The sequence below is a fragment of the Leclercia sp. LSNIH1 genome, from assembly GCF_002902985.1.
In the GTDB taxonomy this organism is placed as follows: Bacteria; Pseudomonadota; Gammaproteobacteria; order Enterobacterales; family Enterobacteriaceae; genus Enterobacter.
Window position 1 is genome coordinate 1,871,903 of sequence record NZ_CP026167.1, and the last position, 17,272, is coordinate 1,889,174.

Genomic DNA, 17,272 nt, shown 5'->3' on the forward strand with positions numbered 1-17,272 from the left:
ATTGTCAGAAGTCATCTTTCTTTGCCCTTAACCACGCGAAACAATCCTCAGGTTGTAACATATTTGTTTCTTCTTTAATTTTATTAACTAAATCAATGTCATTTGTTCTAAGAAATAAATTAATTTTACGTTCATTTTTCAGAATTACGGGCAGTGTTTTTTGGTTTTTTGCACGTAACTCATTCACTTTGCGGTAATAATCCTGAATCGCACTATCCTCAGGCAGAACGTGCATCGCAAACTTCATATTCGCTAAAGTGTATTCATGTGCGCAACAAATAAGGGTATCGTCGGGGAGAGCGTTAATTTTCTGGAAGGACTGGTACATCTGGGCTGGAGTGCCTTCGAAGAGTCGTCCGCAGCCACCAGAGAACATTGTGTCCCCACAGAAAAGATAAGGGAAGCTAAAGTACGAAATATGTCCAGAAGTGTGACCCGGTGTGGCAATTACAGAAAATTCCAACGTAAGAATGAGGATCTTTTCTCCCTCTTTTACTACGCGCGTAGCCCCCTTATCTTGTGTCTCAGCAGGACCGTATACCACAAGATGCGGAAATTTTGCGCAGAGTGCCGCCACGCCGCCCACATGGTCATGGTGATGATGCGTGAGCAGAATGGCTTCCGGCTGCCACTGGTTTTGCTCGATGGCGTTTAACACCGGCTCCGCCTCGCCAGGATCGACAATCACGCAACGACCCTCATCATTGCTTAAAACCCAGATGTAATTGTCCTGAAAAGCAGAAATACTGTTAAGATTCATACATTACCTCTCATAGCGTGGCGGGTGTTTTGATGAAACCGGCAAGGATACCTCAGATTGTTACCGCACCGAAACACTGGGCGGAGTTGCCCTGGGGTGAATACTATCGTGAAGCGCTCGAGTTACAGCTTAAGCCCTGGTTTGCGAAAATGTATGGTTTTCACCTGCTTAAGATTGGCAATCTGAGCGCGGAAATCAACTCTGAAAGCTGCGCCATCTCGCATCAGGTCAATGTTTCGCTGGGCGGGGAACCCGTTCAGGTGAAGGCCAATCCGCTGCAGCTCCCTTTTGCCGAGAAGTCCGTTGATGCGTGCCTGTTGGCACATTTGCTGCCCTGGTGCGATGACCCGCACCGTCTGCTGCGGGAAGCCGATCGGGTTTTGATTGATGATGGCTGGCTGGTGATTAGCGGCTTTAACCCGATGAGTCTGATGGGGCTGAGAAAGCTGGTGCCGGTGCTGCGTCGCACGCCACCCTATAACAGCCGCATGTTCACGCTGATGCGCCAGCTGGACTGGCTCTCGCTGCTCAATTTTGAGGTGATGCACCAGAGCGGTTTTCAGGTGATACCCTGGACGCGGCAGGGCGGGAAGTTACTCAGCACCCATTTTCCGGCGCTGGGCTGTATGCAGCTGATTGTGGCGCGCAAGAGAACCATCCCCCTGACGCTCAATCCCATGAAACCAGGCAAAGCCAAGACCCAATTGCGCCCCGCTGTAGGTGCCACGCGGCAGTACCGAAAGCCCTGATCAGGCTTCCGGTTTATACCCCACATCGTCATGCTGCGGATTGAGCGCAGCAGCGCGCGCCAGTTCGTCGCAGCGTTCGTTTTCGGGATGTCCGGCGTGGCCTTTCACCCATTCCCACTGGATTTTATGCTGGCTGAGCGCCGCATCCAGGCGTTGCCAGAGATCGACATTCTTCACCGGTTTTTTGTCCGCGGTTTTCCAGCCGCGTTTTTTCCAGTTGTGGATCCACTGGGTGATCCCCTGGCGTACATACTGGCTGTCGGTACTTAGCACAATATCGCAATGCTCTTTCAGTGCCTCAAGAGCCACAATCGCGGCCATCAACTCCATGCGGTTGTTGGTGGTCAGGCGAAAGCCTTCATTGAAAGTTTTTTCGTGCTGTCGATACCGCAAAATGGCGCCGTAACCCCCTGGGCCCGGATTGCCGAGGCACGAGCCATCGGTGTAAATCTCTACCTGTTTACGCATCCTGGCAGACATCCTGTAATAAAAACGGTAAGTCTGACATAAATGGTCTTCCTCGGCACGGCAAAATAAAGTCCGCGTGAATTAGCCTTTGAACGCCAGGTCAGGTTGATTACAATGTCATCGTTAATAAGAACAGGCTGACAGAATGAGTATTGCAGACACACACAACGCCGACAGGATCATCGTTCTCGATACCGAAACGACGGGTATGAACCAGATCGGTGCTCACTATGAAGGGCATAAGATCATCGAGATCGGTGCGGTAGAGGTGGTTAACCGCCGTCTTACCGGCAATAACTTTCACGTTTACCTGAAGCCAGACCGGCTGGTGGACCCGGAAGCCTTTGGCGTTCACGGTATTGCAGATGAGTTTCTGCTCGATAAACCTACCTTTGCCGACGTTGCCGATGAATTCATCGACTACATTAAAGGCGCCGAGCTTGTCATTCATAACGCCTCGTTCGATATCGGCTTTATGGATTACGAATTCAGCAAGCTCAACCGCGGCCTGCCGAAAACAGACGCCTTCTGCAAGGTCACTGATAGCCTGGCGATGGCAAGGAAGATGTTCCCCGGCAAGCGGAACAGCCTTGACGCGTTGTGCTCGCGCTATGAGATAGATAACAGCAAACGAACGCTACACGGGGCACTGCTCGATGCCCAGATCCTGGCGGATGTTTATCTGATCATGACGGGCGGCCAGACCGCCCTGGCGTTTAATGCCGATAACGAGGCGCAGCAAGTGTCCGGCGAGAGTGAAATCCAGCGCATTATTCGTAAGTCCAGCGCGCTGCGCGTTATACTTGCGAGTGATGAAGAGTTAATGGCGCATGAATCCCGTCTGGATCTGGTGCAGAAGAAGGGCGGAAGCTGCCTCTGGCGAGGCTAAAAGCCGCTGAAATGCTGGTAAAATAACCGTTTGGATCGTTTTTGCAGCAAACGATTCAAAAGCAGAGAAAAAGCATTGACGGGATCGAGGGTAAACCGTAATATCTGCCTCGTTCCCAAGGGAACACAGCGGAGCGGTAGTTCAGTCGGTTAGAATACCTGCCTGTCACGCAGGGGGTCGCGGGTTCGAGTCCCGTCCGTTCCGCCACATTCAGGCCCATGTTGGCAATAACATGGGCCTTTTTTCGATCTCTGTTTTTGTGCAACTTTCCCCAGCAACATCTTCCGTCTGGCTTATGCCGTTGAGCCTGAAAATGCCCAGGTTCCGTTATCCTCATTCAGCGTATTCGCAACGATAGACTCCTCCTTATCTTTTTCCGGCCTGCATAAATAATAAATTCAACAACGCTCCAGTCGCCCAACCGGTTAACGGGAAAAAAGAAGAGGTTAAAAATGGTCTGCGTTCTTCTATTAAGGGGCAGGGCAATATCCTATTTTGCGGAGAAGAATTTCATTGTTAAACCCGGCGCAGGATTAAAGCAGGGCAGGGCGAATGATTTCTGGACGCATGGCTTCAAAGGACGCCAGGTTATTACGTTTTAGAGGACAAGGATATGCAAACTTCTTCCGTTATTCCCACACGTTACGATCGCTTTTCTCGCCTTTTACACTGGGTGGTTGCAGCCGTCATTATCTACGCCATGTGCATGGGCTACATTCTTCACGCGCTGGAAGGGACCCGTTGGTTTACCTTTTTTTCTGTGTTGAATATGTCGCTTGGCACCATTGCAACGCCAATCATGCTGGTGCGTTTTGTCTGGCGCTTCTTTCGTCCTTCAGTGCCTTATCCGGCAACGGTGGCGGGGCGGAAAAAGCAGATGGTGGTTTTTATCCATGAGCTGTTTTATCTGACCATTATGTTGGTGCTGGCCAGCGGCTTCCTGATGCTGCACAAAGATTACAGCCTGTTTGGGCTGCTGCCGATTACTCATCCGATTAACACGATTGAAGTTAATGAATTCTTCTTTAAATTGCATCGCGTTAGCTGCATTTTACTGGGCCTGATTCTGCTTGGGCATGTCGCGGAGGTAATCAAATATACCTTCAAGGGACAGCGCGAAATCCTGCAACGCATGCTGTAAGAAAAAGACTGACGCCTTTCATTAGATGAAGTAACAAACAGCAGAGCCGCACCGCTCCTGTCCCTTTATGCCGATGAGGTGAGGGGACAGGGACAGTGCGGCTTTACCCTTCAGTCAATACTAAACGGATCCGCATCCTGCCAGGCAGGAAACTTCTCCCGGTACTCCCTCAGCGCGGTCAGCGACAGCTCGGCATCAATCCGGGTTGCATGATGCGGCTCAGCGGTGGCAATAATCTCACCCTGCGGGTTGATCACCCGGCTGTCGCCCCGGTAGTGATGCCCGTTGCCGTCAGTACCGACCCGGTTGCAGCCAGCGATATAGGCCTGGTTCTCAATCGCACGTGCCGTCAGCAGCGCCTGCCAGTGGAGAGAGCGGGGCGCCGGCCAATTGGCCACGTAGATCGCCAGGTCGTAATCATCGCGGTTACGGGACCACACCGGGAAACGCAGGTCGTAACAGACCAACGGCAGAATGCGCCAGCCGCGCCACTCAAAGACAACCCGCTCGTTACCCGCTTCATAGTGCTGGTGCTCGTCCGCCATGCGGAACAGATGGCGCTTATCGTAGAAGTGCACCTTGCCCTCGGGCTCCACCAGCAGAAAACGGTTCACCGGTCCGCGTTCGGTCTGCAACGCTGCGCTGCCAGCGATTAACGCCTGGGTTTGTTGCGCTCTGGCCTGCATCCAGGCAACCAGCTCGTCCTGCGGCAGGGACTGCTTAGCCGCCTCCATGGCGAAGCCAGTGGTGAACATCTCGGGCAGGATAATAATATCCCGTCCGGCGATCCCTTCCAGCTGACGATCAAAATGGCGCAGGTTGGCCGGACCATCCATCCACACCAGCGGTTGTTGCAAAAGCGTAATCTTCAGACCAGGCACAGTTAAGACTCCTCGAATAACCCCATTTTGACACTGTAGCACGACAAACAGAGAAACGGGTGGCAATAAAAAACCCCGCACGAGGCGGGGTTTTGGCGGGCTGAAATGGCTTACGCAGCTTCAGGTTTACGCACGATCTCTTTCAGCTTTACCGGCTGTGTCGCCAGCTCTTCAGCGTCAAAATCATCAACGTTAATACTGCGCAGACGGCTCTCTTCGGCTTTAATCAGCAGGTCCGCTTCATCTTTGGTGATGATGCCGCCCGCCAGCGCCTCTTTAGCCAGCTCGTTCAGGCGGGTGAAGGGCAGGTTTTTACCCAGTTGCTTGCAGATCTTCTGGTGAATCGGGTCGGCCGCCATCACATCCAGCAGCGCCTCTTCCAGCAGACCGACCGGGTTATGCTCGCTTGGGGTCAGATACTGACCGCGGCCAATACGGGAGCGGGTTGCGCTCGGTACCTGCAGGATCTTCGCCACTTTATGATCCAGCTTATCGGACGGGGCCAGATAGTGACGACCGGTCGGGAAGATCACCACGCGCAGGGCGCCTGCCACAAAGCGGTTCGGGAAGTTGGCCAGCAGATCGTCGATGGCTTGTTCCGCCTGATACAGCGTATCCTGCACGCCCCAGTGGACCAGCGGCAGGTCCGCTTCATGACGGCCTTCATCGTCATAGCGTTTCAGTACCGCCGAGGCGAGGAAGATCTGGCTCAGCACATCACCCAGTCGGGCGGAGATGCGTTCCCGGCGTTTCAGGCTACCGCCCAGCACCGCCATTGACACGTCAGAGAGCAGCGCAAGGTTGGCACTCAGACGGTTCAGGTGCTGGTAGTAACGACGGGTCGCGTCGCCGGTTGGCGTGGCGCTGGTCAGGCCGCGGGTCAGGCCCAGCCACAGGCTGCGCATTTTATTGCTACCGACATGGCCGATGTGTTTAAACAGCAGTTTATCGAAGGCATCCACGTCGTTGTTCTGCGCGGCGGCCATCTCTTCCAGCACGTATGGATGGCAGCGGATTGCCCCCTGACCGAAGATCATCATGCTGCGGGTCAGAATATTCGCCCCTTCAACGGTGATGGCAATCGGTGCGCCCTGATAGCCACGTGCCAGGAAGTTACCTTCACCCAGCATAATGCCTTTACCGCCGGCAATATCCATCGCATCAATGATCGACTGCTGGGCACGGTGGGTACAGTGGTACTTCACGATGGCGGACAGCACGGCCGGTTTTTCACCCAGCATGATGCCATAGGTAATTAAGGAAGCGGCGGCATCCATCACATAGGCGTTACCTGCGATACGGGCCAGCGGCTCCTCAATCCCTTCCATCTTACCGATAGAGATTTTGAACTGACGGCGGATGTGGGCGTAAGCGCCAATCCCCATTGCCACCGATTTCAGACCGCCGGTTGAGTTCGACGGCAGGGTAATACCACGGCCAACAGACAGACACTCAACCAGCATACGCCAGCCCTGACCGGCCATTTTCGGGCCGCCGATGATGTAATCGATCGGCACAAAGATATCCTGACCGCGGGTCGGACCGTTCTGGAACGGTACGTTCAGCGGGAAGTGGCGACGACCAATCTCCACGCCAGGTGTGGTGGTCGGGATCAGCGCGCAGGTGATACCCAGATCCTCTTCGCCGCCTAACAGCTTGTCCGGGTCGGAGAGTTTAAAGGCCAGACCGAGCACGGTGGCGATAGGTGCCAGCGTAATGTAGCGTTTGTTCCAGGTCAGACGCATACCCAGAACTTGCTCACCCTGCCAATCGCCCATGCAGACCACACCCGTATCGGGGATAGCGCCCGCATCGGAACCCGCTTCCGGGCTGGTGAGTGCGAAGCAAGGGATTTCCAGACCACGGGCCAGGCGCGGCAGGTAGTGATTTTTTTGCTCTTCAGTACCGTAATGTTGCAGCAGTTCGCCTGGGCCTAATGAGTTAGGTACACCGACGGTGATCGCCAGGATCCCGGAGACGCCGGACAGTTTTTGCAGCACCCGAGCCTGGGCATACGCAGAGAACTCCAGCCCGCCGTACTCTTTCTTGATGATCATCGCGAAGAAGCGATGCTCTTTTAAAAATGCCCACAGCTCCGGCGGCAGATCGGCCATCTCATGGGTGATCTGGAAGTCGTTCGCCATCCGGCAGGCTTCTTCAACCGGACCGTCAATAAACGCCTGCTCTTCAGCAGTCAGGCGCGGCTGCGGATAGTTATGCAGCTTTTTCCAGTCAGGGTTGCCCTGGAACAGCTCGCCTTCCCACCAGGTGGTGCCCGCGTCGATCGCCTCTTTTTCGGTACGCGACATCGGCGGCATCACCTTACGGAAACCACGGAAGACCGGGGCAGAAATCAGGGATTTACGCATCGAGCGCACGTTGAACGGCACCAGGATAATTGCCAGCGGAACCAGCACCCAGATGTTCCAGATGCCGGTCACGCCAAGGGCAGCGGTCCAGGCCAGTAAGATAAGACTGCTCAGCATTAAGCTGACCCGGTGATAGAACAACACCCCGAGCAGAACAACGGTTAACAGAATACTTAAAATCATCATAAAGAATTGCTCCCTGTCTTGTAGGAGGTCTGACCACTTGTGATGATATGGTTGTAGTGGATGTTATTTCTTTTAGCAATGCATTCACAAAATAATTACAACCTGGTTCACATTGTTCAGGTTTTACCCGGCACAAAAACGCAAAACGCCCGACGATTCCCATGGCTTTAGCTTCTCGCTTTTACCGCTATCCGGTAAACTTGCTCTGTTATTTCATCAATACTGAAGGATTATCCTCATGTACCAGGATCTTATTCGTAACGAACTGAACGAAGCGGCGGAAACGCTGGCCAACTTTCTGAAAGATGAAGCCAATATCCACGCTATTCAGCGCGCGGCGGTCCTGCTGGCCGACAGCTTTAAAGCGGGCGGTAAAGTGCTCTCCTGCGGCAATGGTGGTTCACATTGTGATGCCATGCACTTTGCCGAAGAGCTGACGGGGCGTTATCGTGAAAACCGTCCGGGCTACCCGGCGATCGCGATCTCTGACGTCAGCCACATCTCCTGCGTGAGCAACGACTTTGGTTACGATTATGTCTTCTCCCGCTATGTTGAAGCGGTAGGGCGTGAAGGGGATGTCCTGCTGGGGATCTCCACCTCCGGCAACTCCGGCAACGTCATCAAAGCCATTGAAGCGGCTCGTGAGAAGGGGATGAAAGTTATCACCCTCACCGGCAAAGATGGCGGCAAAATGGCAGGCACCGCAGATATCGAAATTCGTGTGCCTCACTTCGGTTACGCTGACCGTATTCAGGAAATTCATATCAAAGTGATCCACATCCTGATCCAGCTGATTGAAAAAGAGATGGTTAAGTAAGACTTCGCTGGGGGGTGAGCGCCCCCCGCTGTTGTGGAGGTGAGATATGTGCGAACTGCTCGGGATGAGCGCCAATGTGCCAACCGATATCTGCTTTAGTTTCACCGGACTGGTGCAGCGCGGTGGAGGAACCGGGCCGCATAAAGACGGCTGGGGTATCACCTTCTACGAAGGAAAAGGCTGTCGCACGTTCAAGGACCCACAACCCAGCTTCAACTCCCCCATTGCCAAACTGGTGCAGGACTATCCGATTAAATCCTGCTCGGTGGTGGCGCATATTCGCCAGGCCAACCGCGGTGAAGTGGCGCTGGAAAATACCCATCCGTTTACCCGTGAGCTGTGGGGCCGTAACTGGACCTACGCGCATAACGGGCAACTTACGGGCTATAAGTCGCTGGAGACCGGTAATTTTCGCCCGGTTGGTGAAACCGACAGCGAAAAGGCTTTTTGCTGGCTGCTGCATAAGCTGACCGAGCGCTATCCGCGCACGCCGGGCAACATGACCGCGGTCTTTAAATACGTGGCCTCGCTGGCGACGGAGCTGCGGGAGAAAGGGGTCTTTAATATGCTGCTGTCGGACGGGCGGTATGTGATGGCGTTCTGCTCGACGAACCTGTTCTGGATCACCCGGCGGGCGCCGTTCGGCGTGGCAAAACTGCTGGATCAGGATGTGGAAATCGATTTTCAGACCGAAACCACACCCAACGATGTGGTCACGGTCATCGCCACTCAGCCGCTGACGGGCAATGAAGCCTGGCAAAGAATCATGCCAGGCGAGTGGATCTTATTTTGTCTGGGGGAGCGCGTAGTTTGACGCCAGCTGTGGCTGGACGACTTCGTGGCTCAGCGGCTTGCTGACCACATAACGTCCATCCACCACCGAAACGGTCGGCGGCTTGTGCGTCTGCTGGAAGTAGTCATAACCCGGCTTCAGCTGTTTCCAGAAATCGGCGTAGTATGAGCTCTTGTGACGCTGCATATTGGCATCGGTCATGCGGAACGGATAGATGCTGACCTGCACCGCAGACTGGCCAAAGACCAACGCGCCAGTTACAAACTGGAAGATCTCATCAATACCGCTGTCGGTCATGGCGTAGCAACCCACTGACACACAGGCACCATGAATCATCAGATATTTACCGTCATAGCCGTGCGCACGGTCAAAGGCATTGGGGAAACCAATGTTGATCGCTTTATAGAAGCGACTGTCAGGTTTTAGCTGGTTACGCTGAACGCTGTAGAACCCCTCCGGGCTTTTGAAATCGCCCTGACGCTGTTTCGGGCCAAGGCCACCGGAGTAGTTGCAGATTTTATAGCTGTCGAGCAGCTGATACGTCTCACCCATCTTCACGAACAGGTCTAACGTGCGCTCTTCCTTATAGATCTGGATATAGACCGGAGAGCCCATCAACTGCTGTTTGTATTCTTTGCTAATCGGCGTTGTTGAGCTGTTGCTGCTGAGCAGCCCGGCAAACGAAACGCACGGAATAAGAAGCATCGCAATGAACAATGCGATTTTACGCATACTACATGTTCCTTGATAAAACCTAACCAACTTGCCAGGACGGCAAAAGAGACCCGAAATCAGATTAATCTGCATTAGGAGCGCTCACATTAGCACCACTGCATTTTTTCGCAAGCGTCAGCGCGTCGGTTTACAAAATAGTTCTCCTTATAACCTGGATTGGCCGTGCTGGCATTGAGAACTTTGCGTAATCGGTCGCATTTTAGCACCCGCCGCTGCGTTATCGCTGCCGCCTGATTGGCAGAAATGGTACACTCCCCGCGTCTTACGACCGAAGGTGAAGAAAGGATGCTTTTCTCAGGGTCAGCCACGATCCTGCATGTAACATGAGTGAGCGTTCACCGCCTTTCTTCTCCTGTGAAACGACTTCTGACTCGTCCGGCTATCTGGCCGGAACGATTTTTCATGGATAACAACTAACACTATGATTAGAATCAGAAAAGGACTTGATTTGCCGATTTCTGGCATTCCCGATCAGCAGATTTCGCCCTGTCCGATGCCTCGCCATGTTGCGCTTCTGGGGGACGATTACGTGGGCATGCGCCCCACGATGCTGGTACAGGAAGGCGACAGCGTCATCAAGGGGCAGCCGCTATTCGAGGATAAAAAAAATCCTGGGGTCTTCTTTACCGCACCCGCCAGCGGGACGGTAGTCGCCATCAATCGTGGCGAACGCCGGGTACTACAGTCGGTGGTGATCCGCATCGAAGGTGAGGGTGAGCGCGAGTTTACCCGTCACGATGCGACGGCGCTCGCCACCCTTACCCGTGAGGCTGTGCAATCCCAACTGCTGGAGTCGGGACTGTGGACGGCATTTCGTACCCGCCCCTTCAGCAAAACCCCGGTGCCCGGCACCGTCCCGGCAGCCATTTTTGTCACCGCCATGGACACCAACCCGCTCTGCGCCGACCCGCAGCCGCTCATTCTGGCGCAGCGTCAGGCATTTGATGCCGGGCTAACCCTGCTCACGCGTCTGACGGAGGGCAAAGTGCATGTCTGCCAGGCAAGCGGCGGCAAACTGGGCGGACACCCGCAGGGGCAAGTCACCTTTAATACCTTCGCCGGGCCGCATCCGGCAGGGCTTGTGGGTACGCACATCCATTTCCTGGAGGCGGTGAGCCTGACCAAACAGGTCTGGCATCTGAACTATCAGGACGTTATCGCTATCGGCAAGCTGTTCACTACCGGCCAGCTTTGCACCGAGCGGGTTATCGCCCTGGGCGGCCCGCAGATGCGCCATCCGCGCCTGGTACGCACCTGCCTTGGCGCAGACATCAACGAGCTGCTGGTGGACGAAACCCTGGAAGGTGAAAACCGTCATATTTCGGGTTCTGTACTGAGCGGCAGACATGCCGTCGGGGTGCAGGCGTACCTCGGGCGCTTCCATTTGCAGGTCAGCGTGGTGAAGGAAGGGCGTGAGAAAGAGCTCTTTGGCTGGGTGATGCCGGGCAAAGAGAAGTTCTCTGTCACCCGTACGACGCTGGGCCATTTCCTGCGCAACAAGCTGTTCAACTTCTCCACCGATACCAACGGCGGCGAGCGGGCGATGGTGCCTATCGGCAACTACGAACGGGTGATGCCGCTCGACATCCTGCCGACCGTGCTGCTGCGCGATCTGCTGGCGGGTGATACTGACGGTGCTCAGGCGCTGGGCTGTCTGGAGCTGGATGAAGAAGATCTGGCGCTCTGCACCTACGTTTGCCCCGGCAAATATGAATACGGACCGGTGTTGCGCGAGGTGTTAACCCGCATTGAGCAGGAAGGATAACTGATGGGCCTGAAACATCTCATTGAAAAACTGGAGCCGCATTTTACTCAAGGCGGCAAGCTGGAAAAGTACTACCCGCTTTTTGAAGCGACCGCGACGCTCCTGTATACGCAAGGGCAGGTGACGAAAGGGGCCGCGCACGTGCGCGACGCCATCGATCTCAAACGTATGATGATCCTCGTCTGGTTCGCTGTGTTCCCGGCGATGTTCTGGGGCATGTACAACGTCGGTCTGCAAACCATCCCCGCGCTTAACCATCTGTACGATGCGCAGCAACTTCAGCAGGTTATCGCTGGCGACTGGCACTACCGGCTGGCGCAGACGCTGGGCGTGAGCTTTGCGCCTGATGCCGGCTGGATCAGCATGATGACGCTGGGGGCGGTCTACTTCCTGCCCATTTACATGACGGTCTTTCTGGTCGGCGGCTTCTGGGAAGTGCTGTTTGCCATCGTGCGTAAGCATGAAATCAACGAAGGCTTCTTTGTCACCTCCATTCTGTTTGCCCTGATTGTGCCACCGACGTTGCCACTGTGGCAGGCGGCGCTGGGGATCACCTTTGGTGTGGTGATGGCGAAGGAGATCTTCGGCGGTACCGGACGTAACTTCCTTAACCCGGCCCTCGCCGGGCGCGCGTTCCTGTTCTTTGCTTATCCGGCGCAAATCTCCGGCGATCTGGTCTGGACCGCCGCCGACGGGTTTTCCGGCGCAACGCCACTCTCCCAGTGGGCCGCTCGCGGCGGTGAGGCGCTGGTCAACAACGCCACCGGACAGCCGGTTAGCTGGTTCGATGCCTTTATCGGTACCATTCCTGGGTCAGTCGGCGAAGTTTCCACGCTGATGATCCTGATTGGCGGAGCCATCATTCTCTTTGGCCGTGTCGCCTCCTGGCGCATTGTGGCAGGCGTCATGCTTGGCATGATCCTCACCGCGACGCTGTTTAACCTGATCGGTTCGGCGACGAATCCGATGTTCGCCATGCCGTGGTACTGGCATCTGGTGCTGGGCGGGTTCGCCTTCGGCATGATGTTTATGGCGACAGATCCGGTTTCAGCATCCTTTACCAATAAAGGAAAATGGTATTACGGGGCGCTTATTGGTGCGATGTGCGTCCTTATCCGCGTGGTGAACCCGGCCTATCCGGAAGGGATGATGCTGGCGATCCTGTTCGCCAACCTGTTTGCGCCGCTGTTCGATTACCTGGTGGTGCGTGCCAACATCAAACGGAGGAAGGCGCGTGGCTGAGATTAGAAATAATGACACTATCGGCAAGACGCTGATGGTGGTGGTGGTGCTTTGCCTGGTCTGCTCCATTGTGGTAGCAGGATCTGCGGTGGGTCTTAAATCCCGTCAGCAGGAGCAACGCGCCCTGGATAAACAACGTAACATCCTGGCCGTCGCCGGGCTGATGAACGGCGAAATGAGGGCTGAGGATGTGGCGCAGACCTTTGCTTCACGCATCACGCCACGTCTGGTGGATCTCAATACTGGCGAGCTGCTGGAGACCGATCCATCCACTTACAATCAGGCCCAGGCGCTGAAAGATCCGCAGCGCAGCACGGTACTGGAGGCCAGTCAGGATCCGGCAGGCATCAAACGCCGCAGCAATACGGCGGAGATTTATCTGGTACGCGATGAACAAAACCGTGTCCAGGAGCTGGTTCTGCCGGTCTATGGCAATGGTCTGTGGTCGATGATGTATGCCTTCGTGGCGCTCAACACCGATGGACGCACCGTCAAGGGCATCACTTACTACGATCAGGGCGAAACCCCGGGGCTGGGCGGCGAAGTCGAAAACCCAGCCTGGCGGGCGCAGTTTGTCGGCAAAAAAGTGCTGGATGATAACGGCCAGCCGGCGCTTAAAGTGGTGAAAGGCGGGGCGCGTCCGGGTGATGAGTACGCCGTCGATGGCCTGTCGGGCGCCACGCTGACCTCAAACGGTGTGCAGCATAGCTTTGATTTCTGGATGGGCGAGATGGGTTTTGGTCCTTTTCTCAAAAAGGTACGTGAAGGAGAGCTGAACAATGGCTGATGTGGGCGAACTGAAAGAAGTTAAACGGGTGCTTATTGGGCCGCTCATCGCCAACAACCCGATTACCCTGCAGGTACTGGGCGTCTGTTCGGCGCTGGCGGTCACCACAAAACTGGAGACCGCCGTGGTGATGACCCTGGCGGTAACGCTGGTGACGGCGTTTTCCAGCTTGTTTATCTCAATGATCCGCCACCACATCCCGAACAGCGTGCGCATTATCGTGCAGATGGCGATCATCGCCTCGCTGGTCATTGTGGTGGATCAGCTGCTGCGGGCATTTGCCTACGAAATCTCAAAACAGCTGTCGGTCTTTGTTGGCCTGATCATCACCAACTGCATCGTGATGGGACGTGCAGAAGCCTATGCGATGAAAATGCCGCCGCTGGCCAGCTTTATGGACGGTATCGGCAACGGTCTTGGCTATGGCGTGATCCTACTGACGGTCGGTTTCCTGCGCGAGCTTCTTGGCAGCGGCAAACTGTTTGGTATTCCTGTCCTTGAAACCGTACAAAACGGTGGCTGGTATCTGCCAAACGGCTTGTTCCTGCTGGCGCCCAGCGCGTTCTTCATTATCGGTTTGTTGATCTGGGCGGTGAGAACCTGGCGCCCTGAACAGCAGGAAAAGGAGTAACCGACAATGGCTCATTACATTAGCTTGTTTGTGCGCGCGGTGTTTGTCGAAAACATGGCGCTCGCGTTTTTCCTCGGGATGTGTACTTTCCTCGCGGTCTCCAAAAAGGTATCGACCGCCTTCGGGCTGGGCATTGCCGTCACGGTGGTGCTGGGGCTGTCAGTCCCGATCAACAACCTGGTATTTAACCTGGTGCTACGCGACAGCGCGCTGGTTGAGGGGATTGACCTGAGCTTCCTCAACTTTATCACCTTCATTGGGGTGATTGCGGCACTGGTTCAGATCCTCGAGATGATCCTCGATAAATACTTCCCGTCACTGTATACGGCGCTGGGCATCTTCCTGCCGCTGATTGCGGTGAACTGCGCCATCTTCGGTGGCGTATCGTTTATGGTTCAGCGTGATTACAACTTTACCGAGTCGATAGTGTACGGTTTCGGCTCTGGTATTGGCTGGATGCTGGCTATTGTGGCGTTGGCGGGTCTGCGTGAAAAAATGAAGTATGCCAACGTGCCGGCCGGTCTGCGCGGCTTAGGGATCACCTTTATCACCACTGGTCTGATGGCGCTGGGCTTTATGTCCTTCTCCGGTGTGCAGCTGTAAGGGCAAAATCTATGGAAATTATTCTTGGCGTAGTGATGTTCACGCTGATCGTGCTGGTGCTCTCGGGGCTGATTCTGGTGGCGCGCTCAAAGCTGGTCAATTCCGGCGATGTGATCATTGAGATAAACGATGAGGCAGATAAGCAGATCCTGACGCCTGCGGGCGACAAGCTGCTGAACACCCTCTCTGGCAATGGCATTTTTATCTCCTCTGCCTGCGGTGGCGGTGGCTCGTGCGGACAATGCCGCGTGACCGTCAAAGAGGGTGGCGGCGATATTCTGCCAACGGAGCTGTCGCACATCAGCAAGCGCGAGGCGAAAGAGGGCTGTCGTCTGGCTTGCCAGGTGGCGGTTCGCCAGAACATGAAGATCGAACTGCCGGAGGAGATCTTCGGCATTAAGAAGTGGCAGTGTGAAGTTATCTCCAACGATAACAAAGCCACCTTCATTAAAGAGCTGAAGCTGCGGGTTCCCGACGGGGAAGACGTGCCGTTCCGTGCGGGCGGATACATTCAGATTGAATGCCCGGAACATACTGTCGCGTATAAAGATTTTGATGTGCCTGAGAAGTACCGCGGTGACTGGGATAAATTCAACCTGTTCCGTTTTGTCTCTGAGGTAAAAGAGCCGACGCTGCGCGCCTATTCAATGGCTAACTACCCGGAAGAGAAGGGCATTATCATGCTCAACGTGCGTATTGCCACGCCGCCACCAAACGTGCCGGACGCACCGCCGGGGATCATGTCTTCTTATATCTGGTCGCTGAAAGCGGGAGATAAAGTTACTATCTCCGGTCCATTTGGTGAGTTCTTTGCTAAAGATACCGACGCCGAAATGGTCTTTATCGGCGGGGGCGCCGGCATGGCGCCGATGCGCTCGCACATTTTTGACCAGCTTAAGCGCCTCGGCAGTAAGCGTAAAATCAGCTTCTGGTATGGTGCCCGTTCGCTGCGCGAAATGTTCTATCAGGATGAGTTTGAACAGCTTGCGCGGGACAACCCGAACTTTACCTTCCACATTGCGCTTTCCGATCCGCAGCCGGAAGACAACTGGACCGGCTATACCGGCTTTATTCATAACGTCCTGTATGAAAACTATCTGAAGCACCATGCCGCGCCGGAAGACTGTGAGTTCTATATGTGTGGTCCGCCGATGATGAACGCCGCAGTCATTAAAATGCTGCAGGATCTGGGCGTGGAAGATGAGAACATCATGCTGGATGATTTTGGAGGCTGATGATGATGACCTTCGTGCTGACCTTTGCCGTTTTTGTGCTGGTGATCTTCGGCATGTCCCTCGGCTGGCTGATTAAGCGCAAAAGCATTCAGGGCAGCTGTGGTGGCATCTCTTCCCTGGGGATGGAGAAAGTTTGCGATTGCCCTGAGCCGTGCGATGCGCGTAAAAAGCGTATGGCGCGTGAGGCGCAGCGCCAGCAAAACCGGATCCTCTGAAATAAACAGGCCGCATCAAGCGGCCTGTTTTTTTACTTAAGCCACTCCCGCGCCTGGGCTGGGGAATCGACCATCACCCCATCGGCCCCCAGCGCTTTTGCTTTCTGGTAATCCTCCGCGGAATTTACCCCCAGCAGGATAATGTGACCATTACCCTGCGAGCGGAAACAGTCCATCGCCTCTTTGTCCCATGTCAGGGTTGCCGGAGAGATCCCCTCGCCCAGGGTAAATTTCTCCACCACCTCGACCTTGCGGTTCAGCTCCAGCCCGTACCAGTATGCGTCCATTGTCTTTGCTGGTGCCTGGCACACGTGGTTCAGCGAGATATTTGCCAGCCGGGTACGCGTTTCACTGCGGGTGACAAAACGCGGTATTTCTGCAGGCAGCGCATCCAGATAGCGATCTTCGGTAGAGTACACGCGCACGCGGTTCAGGCTGTTGGTCTCTTTCAGCACGGTCAGCAGCTGCTTGCCCATCCCGACCGCATCAGCATCCGGGGATTTAATATCAATATAGAAGCGGGTCTCAGGCCAGCGTTCAAGCACGGCTTTCAGCGTTGGAATAGTGGCGCCGGTAACGCTCTCTTTCCATTTCGCACCTGCGTTAAATGTCGCCAGCTCTGCCTGGGTGTACTGGGACACTTTTCCCTGAGCGGGGGTTAACGCACTCAAATCGCTGGGACGATACAGAACGGGAACGCCGTCACGGCTGAGCTGCACGGTTATCCAGATAGCCTGAGCATGATTTTCCAGCGCCAGGGCGATGGCAGGCAGCGTATTCTCCGGCGCATCGGCGGTTCCGCCCCGGTGAGCAATAATTTGCGGGTCAGCCCAGGCGTTTGAGGCGATCAGCAGTGAAGCGACAATCATCTTTTTCATGAATAAATTTCCATTTTAAATGCATTAAATTGATGAATTTAAAGCGTTTATTGGCTCCATCTTGTACCACGATTTAATGACAGAAGTGAGACAGTAAAACTGCTGACGCATTTTTTGTACTTTGTTAT

Annotated in this window: 18 protein-coding genes and 1 tRNA gene; 13 read left to right on the top strand and 6 right to left on the bottom strand. The window is 54.8% G+C overall.

What is annotated here, in order from left to right:
* Positions 1–4 precede the first annotated feature (4 nt).
* Positions 5–760 (bottom strand): hydroxyacylglutathione hydrolase, encoded by a 756-nt coding sequence (gene gloB, locus C2U54_RS09310; protein ID WP_103178366.1) that lies wholly within the window; start codon positions 758–760, stop codon positions 5–7.
* 32 nt (positions 761–792) lie between these two features.
* Between gloB and C2U54_RS09315 the strand changes: the two genes are divergently transcribed.
* On the top strand, positions 793–1,509 hold the full coding sequence (locus C2U54_RS09315; RefSeq protein ID WP_103178367.1) for a class I SAM-dependent methyltransferase: 717 nt from the start codon (positions 793–795) through the stop codon (positions 1,507–1,509).
* Here the strand turns inward: C2U54_RS09315 and rnhA are convergent, their stop codons facing one another.
* On the bottom strand, positions 1,510–1,977 hold the full coding sequence (gene rnhA, locus C2U54_RS09320) for a ribonuclease HI (RefSeq protein WP_103178368.1): 468 nt from the start codon (positions 1,975–1,977) through the stop codon (positions 1,510–1,512).
* 145 nt (positions 1,978–2,122) lie between these two features.
* On the opposite strand from rnhA, the gene dnaQ reads away from it, so the two are divergent.
* The 3 genes from dnaQ to C2U54_RS09335 all read left to right on the top strand — a co-directional run bounded on the left by dnaQ (position 2,123) and on the right by C2U54_RS09335 (position 4,007).
* A complete protein-coding gene (gene dnaQ / locus C2U54_RS09325) occupies positions 2,123–2,866 on the top strand; it encodes a DNA polymerase III subunit epsilon (protein ID WP_103178369.1) in 744 nt (247 codons plus the stop codon).
* 130 nt (positions 2,867–2,996) lie between these two features.
* Positions 2,997–3,073, top strand: a tRNA-Asp gene (locus C2U54_RS09330).
* 406 nt (positions 3,074–3,479) lie between these two features.
* Entirely contained in the window at positions 3,480–4,007 is a 528-nt protein-coding gene (locus C2U54_RS09335) for a cytochrome b (protein ID WP_103178370.1), read from the top strand.
* 110 nt (positions 4,008–4,117) lie between these two features.
* On the opposite strand, the gene C2U54_RS09340 is transcribed toward C2U54_RS09335, so the two are convergent.
* Together C2U54_RS09340 and fadE are read right to left on the bottom strand one after the other, a co-directional pair.
* Positions 4,118–4,888, bottom strand: a complete 771-nt coding sequence (locus C2U54_RS09340; RefSeq protein ID WP_103178371.1) for an amidohydrolase — start codon at positions 4,886–4,888, stop codon at positions 4,118–4,120.
* A gap of 110 nt (positions 4,889–4,998) precedes the next feature.
* On the bottom strand, positions 4,999–7,443 hold the full coding sequence (gene fadE / locus C2U54_RS09345; protein ID WP_103178372.1) for an acyl-CoA dehydrogenase FadE: 2,445 nt from the start codon (positions 7,441–7,443) through the stop codon (positions 4,999–5,001).
* A 238-nt stretch (positions 7,444–7,681) separates the two neighbouring features.
* On the opposite strand from fadE, the gene lpcA reads away from it, so the two are divergent.
* Both lpcA and C2U54_RS09355 read left to right on the top strand, forming a co-directional pair.
* Positions 7,682–8,260 (top strand): D-sedoheptulose 7-phosphate isomerase, encoded by a 579-nt coding sequence (gene lpcA, locus C2U54_RS09350; RefSeq protein WP_103178373.1) that lies wholly within the window; start codon positions 7,682–7,684, stop codon positions 8,258–8,260.
* A 46-nt stretch (positions 8,261–8,306) separates the two neighbouring features.
* Positions 8,307–9,074 (top strand): class II glutamine amidotransferase, encoded by a 768-nt coding sequence (locus C2U54_RS09355; protein ID WP_103178374.1) that lies wholly within the window; start codon positions 8,307–8,309, stop codon positions 9,072–9,074.
* Here C2U54_RS09355 and dpaA read toward each other — a convergent pair.
* Entirely contained in the window at positions 9,045–9,785 is a 741-nt protein-coding gene (gene dpaA, locus C2U54_RS09360; protein WP_103178375.1) for a peptidoglycan meso-diaminopimelic acid protein amidase, read from the bottom strand. The genes C2U54_RS09355 and dpaA overlap by 30 nt on opposite strands.
* 424 nt (positions 9,786–10,209) lie before the next feature.
* Between dpaA and C2U54_RS09365 the strand changes: the two genes are divergently transcribed.
* The 7 genes from C2U54_RS09365 to nqrM are packed head-to-tail and all read left to right on the top strand — an operon-like array spanning position 10,210 to position 16,266.
* Positions 10,210–11,553: a Na(+)-translocating NADH-quinone reductase subunit A gene (locus tag C2U54_RS09365; RefSeq protein WP_103178376.1), complete on the top strand. Its 1,344-nt coding sequence runs from the start codon at positions 10,210–10,212 to the stop codon at positions 11,551–11,553.
* Between the two features lie 3 nt (positions 11,554–11,556).
* The gene (locus C2U54_RS09370) at positions 11,557–12,795 is read left to right on the top strand and encodes an NADH:ubiquinone reductase (Na(+)-transporting) subunit B (RefSeq protein ID WP_103178377.1); all 1,239 of its coding nucleotides are present in this window, start codon (positions 11,557–11,559) and stop codon (positions 12,793–12,795) included.
* Entirely contained in the window at positions 12,788–13,582 is a 795-nt protein-coding gene (locus tag C2U54_RS09375) for a Na(+)-translocating NADH-quinone reductase subunit C (protein ID WP_103178378.1), read from the top strand. The genes C2U54_RS09370 and C2U54_RS09375 overlap by 8 nt, the downstream gene beginning before the upstream one ends.
* Entirely contained in the window at positions 13,575–14,213 is a 639-nt protein-coding gene (locus C2U54_RS09380) for an NADH:ubiquinone reductase (Na(+)-transporting) subunit D (protein ID WP_103178379.1), read from the top strand. The genes C2U54_RS09375 and C2U54_RS09380 overlap by 8 nt, the downstream gene beginning before the upstream one ends.
* 6 nt (positions 14,214–14,219) lie before the next feature.
* On the top strand, positions 14,220–14,816 hold the full coding sequence (gene nqrE / locus C2U54_RS09385; RefSeq protein WP_103178380.1) for an NADH:ubiquinone reductase (Na(+)-transporting) subunit E: 597 nt from the start codon (positions 14,220–14,222) through the stop codon (positions 14,814–14,816).
* Between the two features lie 11 nt (positions 14,817–14,827).
* Entirely contained in the window at positions 14,828–16,051 is a 1,224-nt protein-coding gene (nqrF, locus tag C2U54_RS09390; RefSeq protein WP_103178381.1) for an NADH:ubiquinone reductase (Na(+)-transporting) subunit F, read from the top strand.
* Complete coding sequence (gene nqrM / locus C2U54_RS09395; RefSeq protein WP_168192001.1) at positions 16,051–16,266, top strand: (Na+)-NQR maturation NqrM; 216 nt, start codon at positions 16,051–16,053, stop codon at positions 16,264–16,266. The genes nqrF and nqrM overlap by 1 nt, the downstream gene beginning before the upstream one ends.
* Positions 16,267–16,298: 32 nt before the next feature.
* Here the strand turns inward: nqrM and C2U54_RS09400 are convergent, their stop codons facing one another.
* Entirely contained in the window at positions 16,299–17,144 is an 846-nt protein-coding gene (locus C2U54_RS09400; protein ID WP_103178383.1) for a glycerophosphodiester phosphodiesterase family protein, read from the bottom strand.
* Positions 17,145–17,272: the final 128 nt, after the last annotated feature.